This is a genomic window from Elusimicrobiota bacterium, assembly GCA_041658405.1.
GTDB lineage: Bacteria > Elusimicrobiota > UBA5214 > JBBAAG01 > JBBAAG01 > JBBAAG01.
The window spans coordinates 12,484-37,970 of record JBBAAG010000023.1 but is presented as its reverse complement, the minus strand read 5'-3'; the positions used below and the strand labels follow the sequence as shown (position 1 = coordinate 37,970).

The window sequence follows — 25,487 nt, the reverse complement described above, 5'->3', positions numbered from 1 at the left end:
AACCCAAGTTTTTCACCGGCTTCCACTACAGGCCGGGTAAGTATAATACGCGCAACCTTACCTTTTTCCCAAGCTGCCAACGCCATCGCTGCTGCAAGGAAGGTTTTACCGGTCCCTGCGGGGCCTATGGCAATTACGATATCATTTTCTGCAATTTTATCGGTATATGACTGTTGTGTCAACGTCTGCGGAATAACCGGTTTTCCGCGGTAGGTAACATATATTGAAGACAACTGTGATGTACCGTTACCGTTTTTTAAATATTGATTCTGTGCCGTGCTATTGCTGGGGATAATACTTTTGTTTTCTATACCGGGATCAAGCTTGAACCCTGCCATATTTTTGTTAGCGCGTAACATCTCACGCATCTCTGTTATTGCCTGGTATGCGTTCTCAACTTTTATTGATCTGCCGCGGATAGACACTATGTTTGACCTTGCAAAAATTTGTACACCATACTTGTTTTCCAAATAACGTAAGTTACGGTCATACTCGCCAAAGAGTGACAACGCTTCTTCTAACCCGTAAAGTTCTATACGTTTTGTAACCATCGAAAAACAGTGCTACTTCCCGCTATCCATATCCGAGGGTTTAGGATTAGCTTCTTTCAATATTACATCTGTTTTAATATGTAATTCCTTCAACTGCTTTGTATTAACTGTATCAGGTGCAGAAGTTAATGGGCAAATACCACGTTGAGTTTTAGGAAACGCTATGGTATCACGTATTGACGCTTCTCCGCACATAAGCGCTACTAAGCGGTCAAGTCCAAACGCAAGACCTCCATGTGGCGGTGCGCCATAAGACAGCGCGTCAACCAAAAACCCGAACCTTTCAGTAATCTCTGAAGGGGTTAGTTTGAGGAGTTTAAACATTAATTCCTGTCGTTCAGGACGATGGATACGTATACTGCCCCCGCCGATTTCGTTGCCGTTAAGCACGATGTCATACGCGCGGGCGCGGATTTGTTCAATCACTTCCTCGGTTACTTGCTTACCGTTAGCGATATCTTCCATTACTTTCCAACCGTCTTCGTTAGCCGATGTGAAAGGATGATGTTTCGCTACCCAGCGCTTGTCCTCTGCGCTGTATTCGAGTAACGGGAAATTTACAACCCACACAAATTTTAATTCCTGTTTTGTATCATCCACGAGTTTGAGGTCAGCTGATACTTTTAGCCGTAATTCACCGGCAATCATCGCAGCAACCGCCGGTTTATCGGCGATCACAAATATTATATCACCTGTCTTCGCATCGGTCAGGCCTTTTATATTATTGAGTTCGTCAGGGGTAAAGAATTTTGTTATATTTGATTCTATCCCGGTTTCGGTTACCTTAAACCATGCCATACCTTTCCCACCGAGATGTTTTGTATACTCAATATAATTATCAATCTGCTGGCGTGACAACATACTTCCTTTTGGTACTGCTAGAGCGCGTACCGCACCGCCGGTGTTTAGTACTGATGCAAAAACTTTAAACCCGCAGTTTTTCAGCGTTGTACTGAGGTCGCAGATAGATATAGGTATTCTCAGGTCAGGCTTATCTGACCCGTACTTCAGCATTGCATCCGCATAAGATATTCGCGGGAAAGGCAGTTTAAGTTCTATCCCCGATACTTTTTGAAACAGTTGCGACAGGTATTGTTCACAGATACGGATAACATCTTCTTCATCAACAAACGATAGTTCGATGTCTACCTGCGTGAATTCGGGTTGCCGGTCAGCCCGGAGGTCTTCATCACGGAAACAGCGTACTATCTGAAAATACCGTTCCAGCCCGCCAACCATCAATGTTTGCTTAAACAACTGAGGGGATTGTGGTAATGCATAAAACTTTTCCGGATGTAATCTACTGGGAACAAGAAAGTCCCGCGCTCCTTCCGGTGTGGACTTTGTTAAGAAAGGTGTCTCAACTTCAAGGAAGCCGTTTTCCGCAAAAAATGTGCGTGTGGCAATATAAACTTCGTTACGTAACTTAAGATTTTTTAATAATCTTTGTCTCCGTAAGTCGAGGTAACGGTACCGTAACCTAACTTCTTCCGATACTTCAACGTAATCAGATAACTCAAATACCGGGGTTTTACTGGGGTTAAGTATTTCAACGTCTTCCACCAGAATTTCTATCTCACCGGTCGGGAGTTTAGGGTTCTCCGTCCCTGCAGGACGCGGGTTTACAATACCCGAGATTTTCAGGACGTATTCCGGTTTTAATGCTTCACCGACCTGACCCGCCCCCGCTGCTTTTTCTGTACTTGCTTTTGGGTTGAATACTGCTTGCACAATACCGCTGCGGTCACGGAGGTCAATAAAAATTACCCCGCCGTGGTTACGTACACTGTGTACCCAACCACAAAGTGTTACTACCGTTCCAACTAAGGGTTTATTAACTTTCCCGCAATGATGTGTTCTAAAAGGCATAAAAAAGTTTACTTCTTTCTAAAAATATAAGGTTCTGTGATGGGTATCACTTTTCTTCTTCGAGCTCTACGTTCCAGTATATGTTATCCACAAATTTTTGCCAGCTTGCGTGTTTTTTAAGTGCTGTTCGTATGGATATAACAAAATGTCCCTGTCCTTTAGGTTCAGTCGGTTGGATCAACATCCTCATTCCGGCTTCTTTTGGCGTGCGGTTGCCTTTCCTGAGGTTGCATTTAACACAGGCAGTTACTATATTTGTCCATGACGTTTTCCCGCCTCTGCTTCTTGGGACAACATGGTCAAGGTTTAGCATCGCAGGGGCAAGTTTTTTATTGCAGTAACAGCAACGGTAGCCGTAATGCTCGTAAATATTTTTTCGTGTAAATTTTATTGGACTTATCGCTATACGGTCATAAAACTTTAATGCTATCACTTCAGGTATTAAAATCCTGTATGACGCAGCGCGAACCCATTTTTGCCCTGCCGCAGTTGCAGTATTGACAAATGATGATAATTTCCGCCAATCGTCAAACGTGTACGTGCGGTACTCGTCGTCAATAACGTTTGCTCGGTCAAGGTACAATAATGACACCGCGCGTTGCCAGCTTGTGGTGCCGATAGCATAAAGGCTTCTGTTAAGCACTAAAACGTCTGAACTCATCGGGTGCCTATCCTTTTTTGTTTTTACTGTTATTCTTTTTTGCGAGCACTGTGTTAATTGTTTTGTTAAGGATATTTATGTCCAGCGGTTTCATAAAAAAACCTACGACCTGAGGATAGCGGTCAAACAACGTTTTTGTCGGGGATAAAGCTGTGGTTATCAGGACAGGAATATTTTTGGTATCCGCATCATCTGATAGTTCAATAACCAAACTATAGCCGTCCACGTCGGGCATCATTACATCAAGTATTATTATGTCAGGAGTACGGTCTTTTATCAGCTGCAACGCTTCTTTTCCGCGTAATGTAGAATACACCGAGTGCCCGGTAGATTCTAACCCAGTCCGGAGATATTCAAGTATTTCTTCATCATCATCAGCTATTACAATGTTTGCCATTAGTCCGTCTTTCTCTACTATATGTGTTATTATTTAAAAATATAATATACACCTTTTCAAGGTGATTGTCAACACGTACAACAGCAAAAGAGGAAAGTGACACAAACTTTCCTTATCGAACAGCAGCGTATACTTGATTATTAGGCAGATAATATATATTATAATACCGAAAACCAGGAATTGATGTATTTTAAAAGTAAAGGCAAAATATTATTTATGTTAGAAGAAATGATTTCAGTACATGACAAGAACCAGTTTGAGATAAAACTTGACTACAAGCTAGATACCAGCAAGGAAAAAACTGTTTATAATATAGAAACTTATATATTCCTCCCGACAAGTTTGGATATAGGTAAAGGTAACTATAAAAAGGAAGATTTTTATTCAGACCTCAAAAGTTATATACGGTTCAAAACACCAACTGTTTTATTAAAAGATATAGATACCGGCGCGGATAGCCCATTTGGTAAATTAAAAAATGCGATTACTGCGATGGTGAAGAACAAAGATAAAGTTACTATTGAAAAATATGAGTACCACATAAAAATGTTTAGTTCTATCCTGAAAAGTTCTTTACGGGACCACGTAGAATATATCAAAAATACATCCGATGACGATTGTTGTGACCACCTAATTAAACAATACCTTACATGCGTGAAAAAGTTGTTGGTGGATTACCGTGAACTTGTTCATGAACTCAGTGTACCTACAGTGGAATCCAAAAAGTTTGCGGTGTATCTTTTTGGAGATGAATATATAAGCCATCTTGTAGAAAATTATAGTTACTGGCTGATGCGTATAATAAAAGACAAGGGTGGGAATAAAGTAAGCCTTTATGGTAAAGAACTACTTGAATTTGTTAATACTGAACATAAATACCGCAAAGAAAAACGGTATCCCTCTGTTCCTGGTAGTTCCGTAGAGAACGAAGAAACGCTATACCGCCGCAGCGTTTTTAAAAAGTATATGGAAAGCATATTGTTTCTTGATATACGTACAGAAAAAGAGGGGAAGTTGGTAGAACAAATTATCTTTGGAATAGCTGCGGGAATATCAATGATATTTGCTACAGGCGCAGCATTTTGGACACAGATGCAGTACGGCGGTAATTTATCAACCACTTTTTTTGTTGTTCTCGTAATCAGTTATATGTTTAAAGACCGGATCAAAGAATTATTGCGTCAATACTTTATGGGCAAAATAGAACATTTTTTTTACGACCACAAAACCAGTATTTACAGTGATCCGGTGAATAAAATCGGTGTGTGCCGTGAAAGTTTTGATTTTGTAAATGAATCAAAAGCTCCTCCGGCGATTATGAAGCTCCGTAACCGAGATCACATTACAGGGATTGATAACGGCTGGTTTGGTGAACAGTTGATAATGTATCGTAAAGAAATTACAATCTATTCCGAAATGTTCAAAAACCTGCATCATAGTTATAATATTGAAGGAATAAACGATATCATGAGGTTCAATGTATGGCGATTTTTATTCAAGATGGACAACCCTGAAAAATCGTTGTATTTACCTGATGAAAAAGAGCTATACAAAAAAGTTTATGGCGAACGAGTGTATCATATTAATATGATAATCAAATACTCATCAAATGATCAAACAACTTACGAGAGATACCGCATAGTACTTAACCGTAATGGCCTGAAACGTATAGAAGAGGTTGTGACGGATAAGGAAACCACTGCGGTGTAGAATAAAGAAAAAGAGAATATAAAGTTTTTGTTTGACAAACTATAATTTGATGAATACAATAGTTTTGAGGTTATAAGTTCTTTATAAATATTACTTATATGATGTAAGTGCTGAGCATCGGCATTGGGAATTACGTGTAAATCGTAAGCGGACCCGCCGCTGTAAGCGTTGACGAAAACCGTGGGTGAGAAATCACAACCACTACAGGCAGGTACAGTGTAAAGACAAAAAACTGTAATACTTGTGGGAAGGTACGGTAAGTAGGATGATACGCAAGCCAGAATACCTGACGATACGCTCTAACATACTATCATCCAACGAATTCTTCGTGGAATGAGATGAGGATGAAAAGGAATTAAAGCGGTACACGCGTGTTTAATCCTTAATCTCATTACCCGTTTTTTTGAGGTTAAGGATTTTTTATGGGAAAAAAAGTAAATACTGTACGCACATGCGTATTGATACTGTTGTGTTTACAGGTAAGCGTTTCCGTTTTAGTATCAGGCAGTAATAGCGAAAAGCTACCGCAACGTATTGTGTCATTATCTCCGGCAGTGACGGCAAACATTTATGCGCTTGGCGCGCAGGATAAAATTATAGGTGTGACAGCTTTTTGTGATTATCCTCGGGAAGCAAAGAAAAAAAATGTGGTCGGTACCTGGGTAGAACCAAACCTCGAAAAAATTATTAGCCTAAAACCTGACATAATTATAGCTGCGGAATGGAACAATCCCGGAATTGTTGATAAACTAAAAAAACTTGGTCTAAACGTAGCACAGCTACCGAATGAATCGTCATTTCAAGAGATAAGCACAAATTTTCTTAAAATCGCGCAACTTACTGGTAAAGAAGAGTATGCACGGAAGTTGTTAGCCGGGTACACCAAAAAACTTGAGAATTATGATATGCGGTTAAAAGGTAAAAACAGGCCTACAGTGTTCTGGGTGTTAGGCACGGATCCATTGATCACGGTGGGTAGTGAATCGTTTGTCAACGAAATAATTATCCGTGCGGGCGGTGAGAACGTTAATAAATTAAATACAGCATATCAACGGTATAACCGTGAAACTGCAGTTGCGCAAAATCCTGAGATGATAGTGATAGTTTCTATGGGTAAAGTTGCAGAGGCTGAGCTTGAGGAATGGAAAAAATATCAAACCCTCAAAGCAGTAAAGAATAACAGGATATATGTGATAAACGATCCGAGGGTAGTTTGTGCGCCAACACCTGAAGCGTTTGTTGCCGGAGTGGAAACAGTTGGCAAGTATTTTCATCCCGATGTTTTTGTTAACAAAGAAAAAATAGTTAAAAGGGAAAACAAAATAAGACAAGGTAAACTAAAGGAATAACATGAAACTACGCATGTTTCTCGTGCTCTTAATACTCCTAGGACTAACATTTATCTTCTCCATTTTCATTGGAGGCAGCGGTTTGACTGTGAAAGATGTCATTGATGTTATCTTCGGTAACTCTGTGGATATAACCGCGCAAGTTATTATTTGGAAAATACGATTACCCCGTATAATATTAAGCATGCTTATCGGTGCAGGGTTAGCAGTCAGTGGCGGGGTATTTCAAGGAATATTGCGTAATCCCCTGGCGGAACCGTATACACTGGGAATTTCAGGGGGAGCAGTGTTTGGGGTAACATTATCGTTAGTACTAGGATTGGATAAATTATTAGGAGGATGGATACTGCCCGTATGTTCATTCCTAGGTGCGCTTTTGGCGGTAGGGTTAGTTTACGTCCTAGCTGCGAGGAGAAGGTTTTCAGTAACCACTCTTATACTCAGCGGCGTGGTACTGAGTTATCTTTTCTCATCATTGGTACTGCTTATACTTGCACTGGTTTCTGCTGAAAAAGTGCAGAATACATTGATCTGGCTGATGGGAGATTTATCCACAGCAAGGACGGAACTTATACCGTTATGTGGGACAATAGTAGTACTTTCAACAATAGTGCTGATATATTTTTCGCGGGAACTCGATTTATTAACATTAGGAGAAGAACGCGCGGTGCAGTTAGGGGTAAGCGCGGAAAATGCGAAGAAAATGTTTTTTATCCTTGCATCATTTCTTACCGGCACTTGCGTAGCAATGTCGGGTGTCATAGGGTTTGTCGGGTTGATAATTCCACATTTAATGCGCCGTGTGGCGGGGAATAAGCATTTGTATCTTATTCCCTCAACATTTATTGCCGGTGCGATATTTTTAGCTTTATGCGATACTTTAGCGCGGACAATAATTGTCCCGCTTGAACTGCCGGTAGGAGTTATCACTGGTGTAGTAGGTGGCGTGTTCTTCTTGTGGTACCTAATGAAAAATCAAAAGAAAGAATGGTTTTAATAAAGTTGTGGATATATTAAAATTTGCAAGTGTTACTACAGGATATGACGGTACAAAAGTTATTGATGGCGTATCGTTTACAATCCCGGAGGGAAGTATTACAGGTATTATCGGACCGAACGGCGCGGGTAAAACGACGGTCGTAAGGTTAGCGACAAAAATATTATCTCCTTGGTCGGGTGATGTTTATCTCAACGACAAGAATCTTCGCAGTATACCCGTAGCTGTTCTGGCAAAAACTGTAGCGGTACTACCTCAGGTGTTCAGTGTCCCGTTTGGATATACGGTATACGATTTTGTACTTATGGGACGATATCCATGGCTTAGCCGTTTGGAAGCTGCTGGTGAAAGAGATCGCGTTATTGTAGAGCAAAGTTTACAGTTTGCTGACGTACACAACCTCCGTGAACGAGAAGTGAACACATTATCCGGTGGTGAACGCCAAAGAGTGTTATTAGCGCAAGCGTTAGCGCAGAAACCGCAGGTGTTGTTACTTGATGAACCAACAACATTTTTGGATATTTCTCATCAAGTAGAAATCCTGGATAAGGTTAAATTATTGAACTCTGAAAAGAAAGTTACTATTTTGATGGTAATTCATGACCTCAACCTCGCAAGTGAGTATTGCGATTCAATAGTATTGCTTAACAAAGGAAAGGTTGAGATTATAGGAACTCCGGCTGAGGTTTTGAAGTACGAAATTATTGAGCATGTATATAACACCGTTGTGGTTGTCCGTGAGAACCCATTATCAAAAAAGCCGGTAGTTTTTACCGTTCCAAAACACGTGCTTGCGGTACCAAAAACATTATGAATAAAAGAAATATAAATAAAAGGGGGAAGGTCGGCTTAATTCAAGTCTATACCGGCGGAGGGAAGGGTAAAACTACTGCTGCGGTGGGGCATGTGATACGTTCCATATCATATGGTTGGAAAGTAGCTGTAGTGCATTTTCATAAGGATCCTGCTAGATGGTCATATGGGGAGGACACTATTTTGCGTAAGCTTGGGGTTAAAGTCTATTATTTTGCAAAAGAGTGTAAATTATTTTATAAAAATATTGTCCCTGAAAAAATGCGTACGAGTTGTTACGCAGGGATTGCGCAGGTAAAAAAAATGTTTACACAAAAATATGACCTCATAGTGCTTGATGAAATAAATATTAGTATCCGTGACGGATGGGTGAGTGAAAATGATGTTGTTACACTGATAAAAACAAAACCACATGAGGTCGAATTAATCCTTACAGGTTCAACCATAAGCAAGAAAATATTTGGTATAGCTGATCTTGTAACTGAAATGAAGAAACACAAGCATCCATACGATAATGGTATATTATCGAGAAAGGGGGTGGAGTATTGAGTGAGAATGTGCTGAATACCAACCGGGAATTAGTTGGGAACCCCGTTAGTGAGAACTAGAAGATATATTAATCGGGGACGGCCCGCGCCGCTGTGATTGGCGACGAAAACTGTAATATTTAACCACTGCTTGTAGTGCAATCAAATTGTGTACAGGCGGGAAGGTGCAGTGAGTAGGACGACCCATGAGTCAGAAGACCGACCCGGTGGGTAAGTATGAGTTGAAGTAGAGGTATGTAGAAAAACAAAATCCTTACGACGGGTGAGGAGAGAGATAAAGAGGAATATATGGAAACTAGTAGTAAAAGATGTAAATTAACGGTAATTGGTTTAGCTATATTGACTGTTGTATTTCAGTTCAAAATAAATATTATTGCTGCTGAAGATACTGGTGGTAAGTTTGAGGATGAACTCAATGCAGTGGTGATAACAGCGACTATGCTACCCCGCGCTTTGCAGGAAGTACCGGGTACGTTGAGCGTGGTTAATTCAAGATTAATAGAATCTCTTCCTGCAGCAAAAAAAATTAATGATATCCTGAGTTTAACTCCGGGGTTGGCGCTAACAAATTACGGCGGGCTCGGAGCGGTAAGCCAGCCGGCAATCCGCGGGACATTGACTACACAAAATTTGGTACTTATTGACGGGCGTATGGCAAACTCTTTGTCTCTTGGTACAGCTAACCTTGCGGAGATACCGGTAGATAATATCAGCCGTATAGAAATCCTTCGCGGGCCGGCATCTGCGTTATACGGTGCGAATTCAATCGGCGGAGTGATAAATGTTATTACGCAGGAACCATCAGATAATATGAAACTCGGGGTAACAACTGAACTTGGCGAGTGGAATACACAGATGTACCGTCTGCACGTCAGTAATACTCTAGATGCTATAGGGTTGGGATACTTTTTATCAGCAAATTATACCGGTACTGCAGGAATACGGCCGAACAGCGACTACTACGGTGCGGATATTAACGGGAAGTATGTTTACAAAACCCGGAATTTACCGTTAAAAATAGATTTTTCATTTGGGTACCACCAGGACTTACTTGGCGCACCCGGGCCACAACCTTCAACTACCACGGTCTTACGGACATTGACACAGAAAACGTTTGGGAATGACTTGGTTTCAGCGCTGTACGACCGGCAGAAAGATGTTAAAGAACATGTAGATCTTACAGGTTTAGTAGCGATGGATACAGGTCACGAATTTGTTGCAAAACTGTACTGGGAAACTGCGATGCTTGAGTATCTCCGGAAATACGCATTCTATGATTTTATTTCATTCCTTCCCAATAATTATGAAAGTACGGATATAACAAATACGGATATTGCGGGGTTGAACCTGCAGTATAATATGTTCATAATTAAAAACCACCGTCCTGTAATCGGTGCGACGGTGAGAAATGAAAAGTATGCGGTTAACCAAAAAACATTGAATCTTACCACCGTTTCTACAACAAATGTGGAACAAAACAGTAACGCAACTTCGATAGCTGCCTATGTAGAAGATGAGATACAAATATTTGATCCGTTCTCAACAACAATCGGGTTTAGGTGGGATAGTAATACGGGATACGGGCAGCAGGTGAACCCAAGGGTTGCGTTTTTATACAAATTAGCAAACTACAATTTCCGTGCGTCAGCCGGGCGGGCATACCGCGCACCAACATTTAATGACTTATACTATCCCGAAGATGCCGGCGCAAGGAGCAATCCAAACTTAAAACCTGAATCTTCAGTTGGCGGTGATTTCGGGGTAGAAGCTATTTTTAATACCGTAATAGCGAGGCTTAACCTTTTCCGTAACGAGGTCACTGATATGATAGTTTGGGCGCCAACGGGTCCTATGGGCGCGTATGGCCCGAAGTATCAACCGTCAAATATTAATGCGTTGGTATCCCAAGGTGTGGAAGCTGAGATTAAAGCAGAGTTGTTTGATATATTGGAATTATCGTTAAGTTACACATACACAGATGCAACGCAAACCAACCGAGAAATTGTTAATTCTATTACTAACGAAATGGTTGCGATAACACGCTGTGCAGGGGATACCCCGATGAATAAGTTTAATGCCGGAGTAACCGCAACAACACCGATGGGATTAACGGTAACGCTAAACTCCCGGTATACCGGTGATCGTGTAAGATATTATATAAAATATGCCGCATTTCCGGACCCGGCGGTAGTGATGGATACTAAACACCTTGACGGGTATGTAACTGCAGATTTGATAATGACACAGAAGTTATTTAACAAACTCGAACTTTATTTAACGGTAAACAACCTTGTTGATGCTAAGTATAAAGAACAGTTGGGGAGTGATATCAATGACGCGGATTACCCGCTTCCCGGAAGAATGGCGATGTTCGGCATAAAATATGTGTTCTGATATGTCAAAAAAGTTTTGGGTAGTATTCATTCTTGCGCTTGTGGTGCGGTTATGGGGGATAACTAATCCTTTGCTTGACGAACATTCCTGGCGTCAAACTGCAAGCGCAATGGTTGCACGAAATTATATGGAATCTCTTAACCTTTTCACTCCATCGGTAGATTTTGAATATCCATACCCCAATGCATTTGGGTTGTATGAGTTCGCAGTTGGTGTTATTGCCAAAATCACAGGATTTTCCGACCTTCTAGGGAGGATGGTATCACTACTTGTTTTTTTATCGGGTTTTATATTCTTTTACAAACTCGTAAAACATGTATGGGATGAGGATTCAGCACTATGGGCATCTATATTCTACGCCATACTTCCGGTATCTGTGATATATTCCCGCGCGTTTCAAACCGATGGGAGTATGGTGAGTATGACAATCATTTTTTTGTATCACTTCGTATATTGGGTAAATAATAAAAAAAGTGGTTATTATATTCTGGCGGTACTCTTTGCGGGGATTGCGTTTATGCTTAAAATCCCTGCAATATTTATTCTATTACCGGCGTTGTGGTATTGGTGTGTAAAGGACGGATTGTGGGTAATTCTGCGTGATACGCGGTTATACATTTTATTATTACTTTCACTAGCTCTACCTGTGTTTTATCATTACTACGTTCCTATAGCAACTGACGGAAAAATACTTAACGCTTTTACGGAACAGGATAAATGGGGAAGCATAAATACCTGGCTCAATCCGCGTTTTTGGATAAAAACGTTCAGTCCATTCGGTAACTTGTTTGAATACCAGTATATGCATGCAGGATATATACTTTTAATTTTGGGATTATTTAAAAAAAGTGAACGTTCCACCCAATATCTAGCGCATATATGGTTCTTATCTACCTGCATACTTTTTATTGCAATGGCAGAAGGTATGCATCACGAATACTATTATTTACCGATGATGCCAGCGGCCTGCGTGCTTATAGGACGGTTTGTTACCGGTGTGTTAGCCAAGTCTGAAGAGAGGGAATGGAAAGCTGGTAAGACAGCTATGATATGGGGAAAAGGCCTAGTCTGGTTTTTGGTGGTATACACTTGTATATTCTCAACAGTACGGTTGTATGATAGGTTGAAACTTAGCAACTACCGCTACTTAGTACTTGCGCGTATCGCTTCGGATAATACAGTACCTGGGGATAAGATTGTGGCTGTTACAAAATCTGAACCAGAAATACTGTATTACAGTAACCGTAAGGGTATTCATATACGTTCATTGACAGAAGCATTATGGTTTATACAGACATTGAAAGATGAGAACAAAGGTAAGTATAAAATTGTGGTTATTAGCGATTATGAAGTTAAAACACAGAGTCCTGAGCTTTACCGATACCTGACGTCTCATGGAATTATCGCGGAATCAGCGGAAGGAATTGTCGCAAAACTGTAGTTTTTTCAAAATTATTATTGACAGGTATATGTTTACCCAAGTAAACTATTACCAAGTGATAGGGTAAAAGTAGGTTAATGGAAAAAAGGCAGTATGCGTAGAATGTCACTGCCGAGGTTAAATTAAGTAAAGGAAAAGGTTAGTAGGTAAGAATGGGCACAAAATTGTTTATTGGCAACTTGAGTTATACAACGACGGATATAACTTTAAAAGATTTATTTGCAAAAGCAGGGACAGTTAACAGTGCGAGTGTAATTAAAGATAAGTACACTGACAAATCGCGCGGGTTTGCTTTCGTTGAGATGGTAACCGAAGATGAAACAAAGAAAGCGATTGAAACGTTGAACGGTACGGAACTTGATGGCCGGAAAATCAATGTTGCTGAAGCGCGCCCTCCGCGTGAACGCACTAATGATCGTTCTAGTGGCGACCGTCCTCCGAGACGTGACCGTTTCTAAAACACAATAACTTTCCCTCTATATGAAGTACCGGGGGAGGTTAGATAGAGACTAATAATATGGGGATTTTTTACGGTTATTATAACCGTCTCTAAAAATCCCCATATATATTTTAAAAAGTTAGGAATCATTAAATAACTGTACGAAGGAGAACATTGAAATGAGCAGAACCGCAAAAAAAATTCTGATAATTATGTGTGCACTTATGTTATTACCAGCGCTATTATTTTCTGCTGATACCGGTAATATTGTGAGATTTGGCAACGATATCGTTGTGCCGGAAGGACAGACAGTCAACGGCGATGTTTTAGGAATCCACAGTGGTGTAAGGATTTATGGTGAAGTAAAGGGCAGCGTTGTGGCAATCGGCGGAAGGATGGAAATCGGTAAAACCGCAATGGTTAAAGATAACCTAGTAATATTTTGCCGTGAATACGTACGTGATCCTGGTGCGACAATAAAGGGTGACGAAGTTAATTTCAGCACGCCTGTCCTTGGGCAGTTGTTTGATACTATAAAATTTGTGTTTAGCAATGTATTATTGATAATACTGTTTATACTTATAAGCATAATATTTCTTATATGGGCGTTTGTGTATTTCTTAATGAATATTGATCTTGAACATACAACGAGTTTTATTAAGGAAAACTCGGTTAAATCAATAATGTACGGAATTTTTTTAAGCCTTCTTTTTTCCATACTAATTTTCCTTTGTGTGATAAGCATTGCCGGTGTAGTTGCTATTATACCGTTAACAATACTCTTTTTTACATTAACTTTTGTCGGGTATCTTGCAACGGGGTTGTTAGTAGGGCAAATTATTGCGCAACGGTATAAATGGAACCCTCCGGTATCAGCATTTGTACAGATACTAGTTGGTTCGATTGTACTTGGTATAATTGTAGTAATACCCTTTCTAGGAACACTTGCCCATTTTGTGATCTGGTTTGCCGGGCTTGGGGGTGTGGTACATACGTTATTAACCAAACGTGATAATTCAACAAATGATAATAACACAACAACTCCTATGGTGTAGATAAATTATAAAGTTATGAAAATAACTAATAAATACATACTGTCTTCTATTGTTGTTCCGATTGAATTCACGGTTCCCTCAAAAATCATTGTTGCTGTAAAAGCAGCTGCGCATGCCGGGGCAGATATAGTGGAATTGAGGGTGGATAAATATTTATTAGCAGGAATATCATTAGATAAAATATGTGCGATAGCGGTGGAGATCAAGCACTCAGTTAAATGCGGAGTGTTGTTAACAGTACGTTCACCAAAAGAAAATGGTATGCGCAGGACAGCTGTTGTTGATAAAAAATTAAGTGATAATATTAGAAAAAAAGCGTATCTCATGCTCATCAAATATGTGGATTTTGTGGATATTGAACTAAGTTCGAATAAAATAATCCGTGAAGTGATATCCCGTGTGAAGAAATTAAACAAAAAAGTTGTGGTATCGTATCACAACTTTTCGGGTACACCCAGTAATACAGCGTTGTCTAGGTTTCTTGTTCGAGGAAAAAAGTTTAATGCAGATATCGTCAAACTCGCAGTAGTACCTAAAAACCAACATGATGTATGGAGGTTATTAAACTTCTGTAGAGCGAATAATAATACCAAACCTCGGCTTGCAGTGGTGTCTATGACCTCGTTAGGTACGATATCAAGAATACTTGGATTTATTTATGGTTCACAACTAACGTATGCATACCTAAAATCCCAAAATGCATCGGGACAAGTATCCCTAAAAAGCCTAAAATGTTTTTATAATCGGTTACATTCTATTTAGCGAACGCTTTTTCTACCTGAATCATCACGGACTTTGAAACCTTTTGTGCGGCTTTCTTTAATGCCTCATCACCGGACTCTTCTTTTGTTCTTCCAAACCCTTTTATCCCGGCTTCAGTAACGCTGCCAATCGCTTTACCTGTGACTATATCAATAACTTCGATAGTAACTTTTGCGCGGGAGGATGGATTAAATTTCATAACTGTACCGTCAGGTAGAGGCATTGTATCTCCGATATATTCAGTAGAAGCTTTTCCTGAGATCAATACTTCGACCTTACCTTTTAATCCTTCTTCCGTAGGTTCAGCATTACCCACCTGTCTTGCAGTGACGACTTTATACCCGTTTTCCACGAGTATGCGGTTAAGTTCCGTACCAATATATGAATCCGAACGCGGGGATTCAAAGTTTAATTCTTCAATAGCGACATATAAACGTTTTGATTGTTTTTGTGAGATTGCATTTACCGTAAACTTTGCTTTCAATCCTGTCAGCAGGACAAAGGACGGATGGATTTTACTTAACTCATCAAGATCAAATGTTGCCGTGATTACATTCTGTCCTTCGGTAGTGACATTGATAACTTTTGCACGTGCCATACCTTCTTCATCGGTACGTACGCGCTGGTCAAGCTCGCCGCTTCCTTGTGTAAAAGAATAAACCAATGGTACATTTTTTGCCGCAATATTTGTGCCTTTTAGAGTGTAATAAACTTTTACGGTTAATGGTTTTTCTGTCCCCTGATTCAACTGTACATTCTGGTTATCGCCATAACCCACGGTTTTTATGCTGGTAATAATTTCCTTAAACCGGTTCTCAAGTTTGGGTTTTATCTCAAGGTTACTAACACCGTTTTCCAAAGAAATCGCGCCGGAAATCCCGGAAATAAGTTTTAATGCAGCATTGTACTGATCAAACGCAGTGGATATATCGCCATTTGCCAATGCAATTTCCGCTGCGTCGTTGACATCCACTGCAGATTTTAGTTTTGCAATATTTTCTTCTTTTCGTTTCTTCAGGGCTTCTTCCAATGCGCGGTTGGCTTCAGCTACAGTCATATATGCGTGTACCCAGTACTCGCCTTTTTTTTCATCAACCCATTCTTCAAACTGTTTACGTCCGAGGACACTGTCGATTAACACTTTTGTAACGCTATCCAACGACTCCTTTGTAATTTCCTTTGGTTTCTTGCCGGAGACTTGTTCAATTTCATTCTGCAATTGTGTTTGTACGGAACTCTGTACTGTAGTTTCCAGTTTGGAAGCCATTTTTTGTAATGCATCTGCATAGGCGGTATCCCGCGCAACTTTTTTAGTTTCCTTCTTCCGTTTATCATACGCGGAAAATGACGTACCGTAAATTATACCGGGCTTATCGTAATTCACGAAATTTATTACCCATTCCGGTCGAGTATCCGCTGCAAAAACAGGTACGGGTGCAGAGACTGTTATTACTCCCGCAACTATTGCCGTTGTGACGGTTAAAACGAACATTTTCTTTAACATCAGTACTTTATTCCTTTCATAAACAAGACAAATTTATAACTGCTTTGTTTTTGTTAGTATAGCAATTTCTTTGAGTGCAATGTCAAGATTTACTTTAGCATCCATAGGGGTAACTACTCCGGGTTGTTTGTCTTTTGTTATACAATCAATAAAATAATTTATCTCGCGTTGCCAGCCGGTCTCACCCGGGAGGTCAATAACTTCTTTTTTACCGTCGTTATGGTAAATAACCAATTGGTTAGATTTTGCGGATTCAAACTCAACCACCGCGGTATCGAAAGTTATCCAAAATGCCATGTTAAACGGAAAACAGGTTGGTGTTTCCCATTTACCTTCCGCGAGTGCTATCATACCGTTATCATATTTATAAGTTGCCATTACATGGTCAACCCGATTGGATGTGACTACACCGTTTGCGAGTATTGTATCCGGTTTTCCAAAAAAGTATGTTACAGCATCTATGTCATGTATATGCATATCAAGTGCGCACCCGCCGCTGCGGTTATTATCCATCAACCAGTTGTCCCAGGACCATATCGGTGCGGTAGATACCCTGCGGAAAATAGCGAATCGCGGTTTACCAAACGTTGTATTGGTAATATATTCTTTTACGATATCATACCCCGGCCAAAAACGTATACAATGTCCGACCATAAGTTTTTTCTTTGATTTTTTCCATGCGGTAATAATTTTTTGTGCATCGCTTGATGTTCGTGCAATAGGTTTTTCGCACATAACGTTTTTCCCGGACCGTAACGCTTTAATCGCATATTCCGCGTGTAAATGCGTTGGCAGGCAAATATCTATGAGGTCAGCGTCCGAGTTGTTGATAAGGTCATCCGCGGTTTTAAAAGTTTTTATGCCGGTAAGGTCTACGGGTTTAACTTTACCGTCACCAATATTCCCTCCAATCTCCGACCAGTCACCGGTTATTTTTTTTTCATTGATATCCGCGATAGCTACAATCTGCGCATTTGAGTTTGTTTTGTAACACTCAAAATGCGTTTTCCCCATAAACCCTATACCTATAATACCAACTTTTACCATTTTGTGTTCTCCTTGAATATAAATGTATTTATAAACTCAAAATATGATCCATAGCTTTTGATGTTTTAGGAATAAGGTTCTCCCTTGAAACATTGGAAGTCGGCGGAACCATTTCAGCAATAAGATATCCGTCATATTTGATGTCTTTAAGCGCAGAGATGACATTCTTCCAATTTACGTCACCTGTTTCAAGGTCACAGAAACCGTCCACAAGGCCGGTTTTACCATCAAACCCTGTATTCTTAAAATCTTTTAGATGCACAGCTTTTACGCGATGCCCAAGTATGCGTATCCACTGTTCAGGAAACCCAAACGGCACAACATTACCAACATCGAAATATGAACCGACAAACTTACTGCCGATCTTATCAATAAAATCACGCATCTCCAACGGGCTGAGCAAAAACTTGTTCCATACTTCTTCCAAACCGATGTTGACTTTCAGTTTTTCTGCAATTTTTGCGAGTTTTGAGACAGCTTTTAATGAACGTGCATATACAACGTCATAAGAGACAATTTCCGCATCTTTCAAAAAAAACACGTCCACTGCACCAGGGACTATTAATACAGTTTTTGCTCCTATAACAGCGGCAAGTTCAAGTTCGCGTACTGCAATATCAAACGCTTTTTTTGCGACACTATCATTGTTTGCTGTTAGTGAATTTGACCAAAACATGCCTGTAGCTATTGACGGGATACTCACTCCTTTTTCTTTTGCATATCCCGCAATATCTTTAACTTGTGCGTCAGTAGAGTTCAGCGTTAATGTATCCCCTGATTCTTCCAGAGTTAATTCTATACCCTCAAACCCAGCAATTTTTGCATTATCAATAGCATTTATTGCTGACAACCCGGAATTCTGAAATGACCAATAACTAATACCTTTTTTCATGTTACTACCAATATCCTTTCTAACTCTAGGAAAACACTACAACTTTTTGTTGTTATATTTATTGACTTAACATCACGTAAATATATAAAATATTTAAACGTTTTGTCAATTTAGTATGTTGCTGAGTTTAATAATTTTAAGGAGTTAATTAAATGTTTAAAAGAACAACGGTGGTGAAATTGTCCTGTATCCTATCATTGATTCTGATGCTGATACCTGCGCAGGTTTATGCTGAAAAGGTCTCAATAGCTATTCTTGACCTCAAAGCTCAACCAGGTGTATCAGCTGAAGATGCAGCTGTAACCAGTGACTTTTTCCGTGGGCATTTTCTTGATTCAGGTGAGTTTAGGATGCTGGAACGCACGGAGATGGCGAAAATGTTGGGTAACCAGCAGTTTGAGGATTCTATCTGTAACGACGAATCCTGTGCTGCAAAAGCTGGTAGTTTACTAAAAGTTGAAAAGATGGGGTTCGGGAGTATAGGCAAATTCGAAGGGCAGTATCAGATAATCCTGAAAATAGTTGATGTGGGTACTGGTGAAATTCTTAGTATGCGCCGGGGAAGTTGTCCGGACCTTACCTCCGTATTTGATAAATCAAGAGAAATGACAAAAGACGTTATTTCTGATGTTATAGGTAAACAGGTAGATTTAAAGGCTGTGCAAAAACCGGTTACGGCATCAGAAAAAAAAATTACAGATACTACGGAAACTCCTGTAGTATCCCGTCGTTCATCATCGAGTGCTTCTCCTCGTATCAGTGCTCCTCGTGTGCGGATGCCTAGTGGATCACTTGGATACGATGATAATGATGACGTTGGAGGGTTCGGGGTTTCATACAGGACAATGATAATAGATCCTAATTTTAAGGTATTGTTAGACCCAGTAAGCAAAATTAATGCTTGGAGTACACCGGTATTCGGATATTATATGGGATCAAATACTCAGACAAATTTACCGATGACACTACAGGGATTAACCACGTCTTTCATGTTGTCAGGCCCGTATTTTTCAATGGTAAGCCTTAACGCATTTGAAGTAGAGGGATTGATTATGCGTGGCGGGTTCGGGTTTGGAAGCACACACCTACGTAATTATCCTAAAGCAACCATAACAGATAGCACCGTATCGTATAATTATGCCACCTATTCTTACAACTATCCTGTCTATACTTTAAAAGAACTTGGGTACTGGGAGATGGATTGGGATGTAAGTTTTTCATTCCCAAAACCGTTATACTGGGGGATAGCATACACTTGGGGTGCATTAACATTTCCCGGAACTACACCTACAGTAAATGGTACTAGGGATATGTTTGAATGGCAGTGGTATAGTTCATTGGCAGTACAAGGCGGGTTGATGTTGAGGATGAGCGAAGCTTTCAGCCTGGACCTATCTGCCAGATATCCGGTTTTTGGAACTCAACCGGGGTACGAGCTAACTTCGAGCCTGAACTTAACTTTTGTCAGAAGGGATGAAGGTATAATGGGTACGATACCCTGGTTCTTTATCTGGCTACCGTTAATGGGTCTTATGTTCACAGCACTGGATTCGTATTGAGTTAGTTAAAACAACAATTTTCAGTAATATTGTGACCTTATTCACATTGTTGATTTATTGACTTATCAACTTTAACAGTTATATAATAACCATAATATGCATTAATACAAGGTAGAGCTTAAGATCTTATATTTTAAAAATTATTGAGGTAACAAATTTTATGTTGAGAAAAAGGATGTATTTATTATTTCCTGTTATAGGTATGTTATTGTTAATTCCTTCCTATGCAACAGCGTTGAATGTAAGTGGGACAATTTCCCAAACTACAACATGGGCTCTTGTGGATAGCCCAATTAATGTTATAGGTGATGTTTATGTTTACGGTACAAATGAGCCGTTGTTATACATAGAACCCGGTGTGGAAGTAAAGTTTAATTCAAACTGTGGGTTATACTTAGGCTATAGTACTTCTAAAGGAGGCCTTCGCGCTATAGGGACAGCAAGCCAACCAATTAAATTCACAGGCAGTACAAACGCGTCGAATACCTGGGAAGGTATAACTTTCAATACCACAGCGGATATTTATTCAACAATGGATTATTGTATTGTCAGTAATGCAGGGCAATATGGTAACTCTAATTATGGTAATATAATAATCGAGAACTCTCGTATTACGGTAATACATTCTACAATAACCAGCAGTTACAACTACGGTATGATAGTTACCGGTACTGCAAGTCCGTTGATAAGTTCCTGCACATTTTCAGGAAACGGAAGTTACGGGTTATATATTACAGGTACAAGTTCTCCGACAGTTACTGCGTGCTACTTTACAGGTAACAACACACCCGTTAATATGATTCCTACAATAATGCTTGACACCAGCAATACTTTTGGGACTAATACTAACCAGCGTATAGAATTGAATAGCGGTACAATAAAAGATTACAAAACATGGTTTAACCACAGATTACCTTATTATGTTGCTGGTAATATCTCGATTGATGACCAGGATGGTTTCATAACAAAAAACGCGGTACTTACCATTCAGCCGGGTGTCACGGTACAATTTACTTCGGATGGTTCAATTACTACCGGGAACAGTACGATGGGGTATAACGGTATACTCATAGCATCAGGTACCAGTGGGAACCCCATAACTTTTTCTAATAATACCGGTACTTCGGGGAGTAACTGGAGAGGATTAATTTTTAATCAATACAGTGATGGTTCTGCATTAAGTAATTGTATTATTGAATATGGCGGTTATAACGGGTATGGTAACATTTATTGTAATTCTAAAGCCCCGGCAATAAATGATTGTGTAATACGTAACAGTGCTTATTACGGGATATACAATACTAATGCTCCGATGACGGTCTATAATTCCACGATTACGTTGAACACTACATACGGGATGTATATTTCCGGTGCGTCGGGAATAACTATATCGAGTTGTGTTGTATCAACAAACGGTACGTACGGCATGTATATGACGAGTTGCGGTGATGCATTAATAAAAGCTAATAAAATAACGGGGAATGGTTCATATCCGTTATCTGTATCGCCGGAGATTAACATAGATGCGGATAACGTTATTACTGGTAATAGTAATCAGGAAATTGAAATAACTCAAGGTACGATTAATGGTACATGCATATGGTCAAAATTATCCGGGTTGGTATACAATATTAATGGTACCGTTAACGTTTATGATGTAGATACGTCAAATTTTACTACTGCGAAACTGATAATTCAACCTGGAGTAGTATTAAAGTTTTCATCAAACGGGCAATTGAATATAGGTAATAACAGTTCCGGGCAGAACGGTATCTTCATCGCATCAGGTACGGTGGCTGAACCAATAACTTTTACAAGTAATGCAACGTCACCTACATCAGCTTCATGGCGGAATATTGTTTTTAGTCAATACGCAGGAACATCGACAATGTCTTATTGTAATATAGAATATGCCGGGTATAACGGGTACGGAAGTATTTATTGTTACTACAATTCTGCCAGTGTGGTATTACGTAATTGTTTAATAAAGCAAACAAATTATGGTATTTATTCAAGTTACGGAAAATTTGAGATTTACGATTCCACGGTGAGTTATTGCAGTTCAATTGGTATCTATGCAGCAAATAGTAATTCAATTATCTCCAGAAATAAGATTAACCTCATAACCTCTTATGGCATACAAATCTCTGCAGGAGAGTCTTATATCTCGGGAAATACAATTTCTGATATCACCGGTAATCCGATTGCGATCTCTGCAGCTACAACCCTTGCATCTGACAATGTCTTTACAAACTATGGTGGGACAGAACTTGAAGTATCTGGAGGTGTTGTTTCAAAGAATACTACCTGGGCAAATAACGGGTTCACTTACAAAGTAACCGGTGATGTAAGTATTTACGATAATGACAGCAATCCTCTTACTTCCGCAGTATTAACTATTATGGCAGGAGTTACAGTCAATTTTGGTAACGGTGTTGGTATTACTGTAGGTGGAAGTTCAAGTTCCGGACAAAACGGTGCATTAAGAATCGCTGGTGTGGAACTTTCGAGCGTAACCTTAACAGCAACAAATCCCGTTGGCGGGTCTTACAATTGGGAAGGTATAACTTTTAACAACTACGCGGATTACGATAATTGTGTACTAGAATATTGCGTCCTTCGTAATGCAGGGTATGGAGGTAACAGTTCAATAGTGTATGTTAATTATTCAACGGTCACTCTAAGAAACTGTGTCATTTTAAACAGTTACAGTTACGGTATAGGGTCAAATAACGGGCATATTATTCTTGATAATTCAATTATTGAAAACTGTGCAAGTTATGGTTTATACTGTGCAGCGGGTACAGGTGACATTTCTAATACAGTTTTCAGAAATAATGCAACTTATCCAGTGTATATGCCCTGTACTCTTTCATTAGGCAAGGGTAATACCTATATTGGGAACACATATCAATTCATTTATGTTGCCGGAGGGCTTATAAGCACGACTGCTGAATGGTCAAACCAGGGAATCCCGTACTATGTGCAAGGTACAGTTTATATATACGATCAAGATAGTGCTAGTGATACATATGCTAGTTTAACAATAAATCCTGGGACAAAAGTTGGATTTAACTCAAGCGCTGGAATTCAGGTTGGGTATAGCAGTTATGAAAACTATAACGGCGCGTTGATCGTTCGTGGGACAGAAGACTCAATAGTTGAACTTACCAGAGCGAAAGATTATAACTCATCATTAACTGCTACTACATGGAATGGAATTTATTTCTATAGAGGTACAATGCCGGATAAAACGTATCTCGACTACTGTAAAATAAGTTATGCAAGCAATTACAATATTTACGCGTATTATTGTCCAAAGATAAATATAACCAATTGTGCAATTACAAACAGTAGTTCGTATGGAATATATGCTTATGGTTATAATGCAAGCGAACCTTGTGTTATAAACATTACAAGTTCAACATTTAAGAATAATTATTCGTACGATATTTACGCGTATTACTATTCAATAATTAATGCAGCAAATAATTATTGGGGAAGCGCAACTGGTCCGGTAAAAAGTAAGTTCTACTCTGGTTATTATAGTACGATGACATACAATCCTTATCTCACAGAAGATTCATTTGGACTTCCACGACCGGGTAGTTTTATTGGAACGTCAATTTCTACAAACACAATAGTATGGACGTGGACGACTATTCCTGAAGCGACAAATGGTTATTATGTTTATAACGACGCTAATAGTACGATAAGTTCGTTATTATCTGCAGGGACAACTATTTTTACTGAAACAGGGCTATCTTCGAACAGCCAGTATGCAAGGTATGTAAAACCATACAATATGGATTCTACAACCCGTGCGTCGTCAAAACAAAGCGTATATACTCTTGCAACCGAACCGTCTGCGCTAACAGGTTTTAGCGGGTCAACCAGTGTAATGCTCACTTGGACAGGTGATGGATCGAGATATACAGTACTTGCATCTTCAGGATCGCAAAACGGTCCGTGGTATTATAGCGCAAGTTATAATAAAAACCTTAACATAACCTCACATACTGTTTATGGTTTGTACACAGAAGCTGATTTCTGGTTCAAAGTTGCTGCGTATAATGGCGATGGTGTACTGAGCGGGTATACGGATACGATTAAAGTGATGACAGGCCCGGGACTACCTGGTGTACCGTATTCATCTGAAGGGAATTATATAAAGTCTACAAGTATCACATTTAACTGGACAAAAGGCGCGGCAAATACTGCACTTGAGTTTGAATTACAGATAGGAACTTTCCCAGGTGGGGCAAGTGTTGTTAATACTAAGTATACTGTTAGCCCGTCAACCATAATTTATCAGCATACAATTTCCGGGGCACAACAAAACGTGGTATATTATGCGCGTGTACGCGCAAAAAATTCTGCTGGTGTGTACGGTGAATGGGCTTCTAGCGACGGTGTGGTTTATGATACAGTAAAACCGGTTTTGGGAACTTTGTATTCAGATACACATCCCAGCAGTAGCGTGGAATACATGGAAAAAACGGTTTCTCTCAATTGGCTTGCTGCAACGGATACAGGTTCAGGGGTAGATAAATACTATTACATACTTGATCACAATGAATTAACCGCGCCTACTACTGCCAGCAGTTCATTGGGAAGCACAGAAAGTATTATGCGTTATTATGATCTTGCAGACGGGACATGGTATTTTCACTTAGCAGCAGCAGATAAAACAGGTAATTTTACAACTAGCCCCAAACACTTTATGTTTAAAATAAAAACTACAGTATCTTCAAGCGCGGATAATAGGTTTATTACCGGCGATGGTGCTGTTATCGAGATACCTTCCGGTGCGGTCAGTAATTCAGTACAAATAACGATTACCACACCGTCTACATTAAACAATTCAAGCAGTAAAGCTGATGGTATACTGACATTCACTAATTTTACGAAAAATATAACATTATCCGGTGGAGTTACATCATTCAATAAAAAAATTAAAATTGTTATTCCGTATACTGACTCAGGATTACCAGCAGGAGTAAAGGCATATAAACTAAAATTAGCGTATTATAGTACAACAACTAGTCTCTGGACTCCAATTAAAGATTCTACGGTGGATACCACAAACAAAACAGTTACCGCATATGTGGATCACTTAACAGAGTTCAGGGTTATCGAATACCAAACACCACTGGCTAGTACAGCATACTGTTACCCAAATCCGTTCAATGCGGGGAGTAATACGATTATTTTATATACCGTCCCGGGAGGGGATACCGCGAATTATATAAAGAAAGTTAACTTAAAAATATATGACCTTTTAGGTGGCCTTGTTTGGTCGCAAGAATATACCGGCGGAGAAACCGGTGCAATTCAGGGTGTCAACAATGAAGTTGTGTGGGACGGTAAAAATGGTAAAGGGGAGATGGTTACTGCTGGGGCGTACATTGTATATATCAACACTTCAGTAAACGCAACAACTGCCGGTACATCGGAAGCGCCTAAACCACAAAAGATAATTGTGGGGGTGAAATAATA

At 39.7% G+C, this 25,487-nt stretch carries 19 protein-coding genes and 2 riboswitches; of the genes, 12 read left to right on the top strand and 7 right to left on the bottom strand.

Annotated elements, in window-relative coordinates; all coding sequences use genetic code 11:
• The 4 genes from WC955_05985 to WC955_05970 form a co-directional block, all read right to left on the bottom strand.
• Window positions 1-551, bottom strand: a 551-nt coding sequence (locus tag WC955_05985) for a PhoH family protein (protein MFA5858598.1), incomplete at its 3' end; no start/stop codon positions are given.
• Between the two features lie 12 nt (window positions 552-563).
• Window positions 564-2,420: an aspartate--tRNA ligase gene (gene aspS, locus WC955_05980; protein ID MFA5858597.1), complete on the bottom strand. Its 1,857-nt coding sequence runs from the start codon at window positions 2,418-2,420 to the stop codon at window positions 564-566.
• Between the two features lie 46 nt (window positions 2,421-2,466).
• Window positions 2,467-3,081, bottom strand: a complete 615-nt coding sequence (locus WC955_05975) for an HNH endonuclease (GenBank protein ID MFA5858596.1) — start codon at window positions 3,079-3,081, stop codon at window positions 2,467-2,469.
• A gap of 7 nt (window positions 3,082-3,088) precedes the next feature.
• Window positions 3,089-3,478, bottom strand: a complete 390-nt coding sequence (locus WC955_05970; protein MFA5858595.1) for a response regulator — start codon at window positions 3,476-3,478, stop codon at window positions 3,089-3,091.
• 216 nt (window positions 3,479-3,694) lie between these two features.
• Here WC955_05970 and WC955_05965 point away from each other — a divergent pair, with 216 nt between their 5' ends.
• The 10 genes from WC955_05965 (at window position 3,695) to aroD (ending at window position 14,986) form a co-directional block, all read left to right on the top strand.
• Complete coding sequence (locus WC955_05965; protein ID MFA5858594.1) at window positions 3,695-5,188, top strand: hypothetical protein; 1,494 nt, start codon at window positions 3,695-3,697, stop codon at window positions 5,186-5,188.
• An 88-nt stretch (window positions 5,189-5,276) separates the two neighbouring features.
• Window positions 5,277-5,497: riboswitch (cobalamin riboswitch) on the top strand.
• A gap of 113 nt (window positions 5,498-5,610) precedes the next feature.
• Window positions 5,611-6,537, top strand: coding sequence for a helical backbone metal receptor (locus WC955_05960; GenBank protein MFA5858593.1), 927 nt, complete (start codon window positions 5,611-5,613; stop codon window positions 6,535-6,537).
• 1 nt (window position 6,538) lies between these two features.
• Window positions 6,539-7,534: an iron ABC transporter permease gene (locus WC955_05955; protein MFA5858592.1), complete on the top strand. Its 996-nt coding sequence runs from the start codon at window positions 6,539-6,541 to the stop codon at window positions 7,532-7,534.
• A 7-nt stretch (window positions 7,535-7,541) separates the two neighbouring features.
• Window positions 7,542-8,348: an ABC transporter ATP-binding protein gene (locus WC955_05950; protein ID MFA5858591.1), complete on the top strand. Its 807-nt coding sequence runs from the start codon at window positions 7,542-7,544 to the stop codon at window positions 8,346-8,348.
• Complete coding sequence (locus WC955_05945; GenBank protein MFA5858590.1) at window positions 8,345-8,896, top strand: cob(I)yrinic acid a,c-diamide adenosyltransferase; 552 nt, start codon at window positions 8,345-8,347, stop codon at window positions 8,894-8,896. Before WC955_05950 ends, WC955_05945 begins: the two co-directional genes overlap by 4 nt.
• A 7-nt stretch (window positions 8,897-8,903) precedes the next feature.
• Window positions 8,904-9,117, top strand: a riboswitch (cobalamin riboswitch).
• Between the two features lie 66 nt (window positions 9,118-9,183).
• The gene (locus WC955_05940) at window positions 9,184-11,289 is read left to right on the top strand and encodes a TonB-dependent receptor (protein MFA5858589.1); all 2,106 of its coding nucleotides are present in this window, start codon (window positions 9,184-9,186) and stop codon (window positions 11,287-11,289) included.
• 1 nt (window position 11,290) lies between these two features.
• Window positions 11,291-12,730, top strand: coding sequence for a glycosyltransferase family 39 protein (locus WC955_05935; protein MFA5858588.1), 1,440 nt, complete (start codon window positions 11,291-11,293; stop codon window positions 12,728-12,730).
• A gap of 152 nt (window positions 12,731-12,882) precedes the next feature.
• Window positions 12,883-13,188 (top strand): RNA-binding protein, encoded by a 306-nt coding sequence (locus WC955_05930; GenBank protein ID MFA5858587.1) that lies wholly within the window; start codon window positions 12,883-12,885, stop codon window positions 13,186-13,188.
• A 160-nt stretch (window positions 13,189-13,348) separates the two neighbouring features.
• Window positions 13,349-14,224 carry a hypothetical protein gene (locus tag WC955_05925; protein ID MFA5858586.1) on the top strand — a complete coding sequence of 292 codons (876 nt, stop codon included), beginning with the start codon at window positions 13,349-13,351 and terminating at the stop codon, window positions 14,222-14,224.
• A gap of 15 nt (window positions 14,225-14,239) precedes the next feature.
• Window positions 14,240-14,986 (top strand): type I 3-dehydroquinate dehydratase, encoded by a 747-nt coding sequence (aroD, locus tag WC955_05920; protein MFA5858585.1) that lies wholly within the window; start codon window positions 14,240-14,242, stop codon window positions 14,984-14,986.
• On the opposite strand, the gene WC955_05915 is transcribed toward aroD, so the two are convergent.
• Genes WC955_05915 through WC955_05905 form a run of 3 tightly spaced genes read right to left on the bottom strand, consistent with a single transcriptional unit; the run spans window position 14,979 to window position 18,429 of the window.
• Window positions 14,979-16,490: a hypothetical protein gene (locus tag WC955_05915; protein ID MFA5858584.1), complete on the bottom strand. Its 1,512-nt coding sequence runs from the start codon at window positions 16,488-16,490 to the stop codon at window positions 14,979-14,981. The genes aroD and WC955_05915 overlap by 8 nt on opposite strands.
• A gap of 33 nt (window positions 16,491-16,523) precedes the next feature.
• A complete protein-coding gene (locus WC955_05910) occupies window positions 16,524-17,537 on the bottom strand; it encodes a Gfo/Idh/MocA family oxidoreductase (protein MFA5858583.1) in 1,014 nt (337 codons plus the stop codon).
• A 28-nt stretch (window positions 17,538-17,565) separates the two neighbouring features.
• The gene (locus WC955_05905) at window positions 17,566-18,429 is read right to left on the bottom strand and encodes a sugar phosphate isomerase/epimerase family protein (protein ID MFA5858582.1); all 864 of its coding nucleotides are present in this window, start codon (window positions 18,427-18,429) and stop codon (window positions 17,566-17,568) included.
• 152 nt (window positions 18,430-18,581) lie between these two features.
• Between WC955_05905 and WC955_05900 the strand changes: the two genes are divergently transcribed.
• Both WC955_05900 and WC955_05895 read left to right on the top strand, forming a co-directional pair.
• Window positions 18,582-19,988, top strand: coding sequence for a hypothetical protein (locus tag WC955_05900; protein ID MFA5858581.1), 1,407 nt, complete (start codon window positions 18,582-18,584; stop codon window positions 19,986-19,988).
• A gap of 160 nt (window positions 19,989-20,148) precedes the next feature.
• The gene (locus tag WC955_05895) at window positions 20,149-25,485 is read left to right on the top strand and encodes a right-handed parallel beta-helix repeat-containing protein (protein MFA5858580.1); all 5,337 of its coding nucleotides are present in this window, start codon (window positions 20,149-20,151) and stop codon (window positions 25,483-25,485) included.
• Window positions 25,486-25,487: the final 2 nt, after the last annotated feature.

Excerpts from the sequence above, each read along its gene's own strand:
- aspS (MFA5858597.1), bottom strand. The coding sequence starts at position 2,420 with ATGCCTTTTAGAACACATCATTGCGGGAAAGTTAATAAACCCTTAGTT.
- WC955_05975 (MFA5858596.1), bottom strand. The coding sequence starts at position 3,081 with ATGAGTTCAGACGTTTTAGTGCTTAACAGAAGCCTTTATGCTATCGGC.
- WC955_05970 (MFA5858595.1), bottom strand. The coding sequence starts at position 3,478 with ATGGCAAACATTGTAATAGCTGATGATGATGAAGAAATACTTGAATAT.
- WC955_05965 (MFA5858594.1), top strand. The coding sequence starts at position 3,695 with ATGTTAGAAGAAATGATTTCAGTACATGACAAGAACCAGTTTGAGATA.
- WC955_05960 (MFA5858593.1), top strand. The coding sequence starts at position 5,611 with ATGGGAAAAAAAGTAAATACTGTACGCACATGCGTATTGATACTGTTG.
- WC955_05955 (MFA5858592.1), top strand. The coding sequence starts at position 6,539 with ATGAAACTACGCATGTTTCTCGTGCTCTTAATACTCCTAGGACTAACA.
- WC955_05945 (MFA5858590.1), top strand. The coding sequence starts at position 8,345 with ATGAATAAAAGAAATATAAATAAAAGGGGGAAGGTCGGCTTAATTCAA.
- WC955_05940 (MFA5858589.1), top strand. The coding sequence starts at position 9,184 with ATGGAAACTAGTAGTAAAAGATGTAAATTAACGGTAATTGGTTTAGCT.
- WC955_05935 (MFA5858588.1), top strand. The coding sequence starts at position 11,291 with ATGTCAAAAAAGTTTTGGGTAGTATTCATTCTTGCGCTTGTGGTGCGG.
- WC955_05930 (MFA5858587.1), top strand. The coding sequence starts at position 12,883 with ATGGGCACAAAATTGTTTATTGGCAACTTGAGTTATACAACGACGGAT.
- WC955_05925 (MFA5858586.1), top strand. The coding sequence starts at position 13,349 with ATGAGCAGAACCGCAAAAAAAATTCTGATAATTATGTGTGCACTTATG.
- aroD (MFA5858585.1), top strand. The coding sequence starts at position 14,240 with ATGAAAATAACTAATAAATACATACTGTCTTCTATTGTTGTTCCGATT.
- WC955_05915 (MFA5858584.1), bottom strand. The coding sequence starts at position 16,490 with ATGTTAAAGAAAATGTTCGTTTTAACCGTCACAACGGCAATAGTTGCG.
- WC955_05910 (MFA5858583.1), bottom strand. The coding sequence starts at position 17,537 with ATGGTAAAAGTTGGTATTATAGGTATAGGGTTTATGGGGAAAACGCAT.
- WC955_05905 (MFA5858582.1), bottom strand. The coding sequence starts at position 18,429 with ATGAAAAAAGGTATTAGTTATTGGTCATTTCAGAATTCCGGGTTGTCA.
- WC955_05900 (MFA5858581.1), top strand. The coding sequence starts at position 18,582 with ATGTTTAAAAGAACAACGGTGGTGAAATTGTCCTGTATCCTATCATTG.
- WC955_05895 (MFA5858580.1), top strand. The coding sequence starts at position 20,149 with ATGTTGAGAAAAAGGATGTATTTATTATTTCCTGTTATAGGTATGTTA.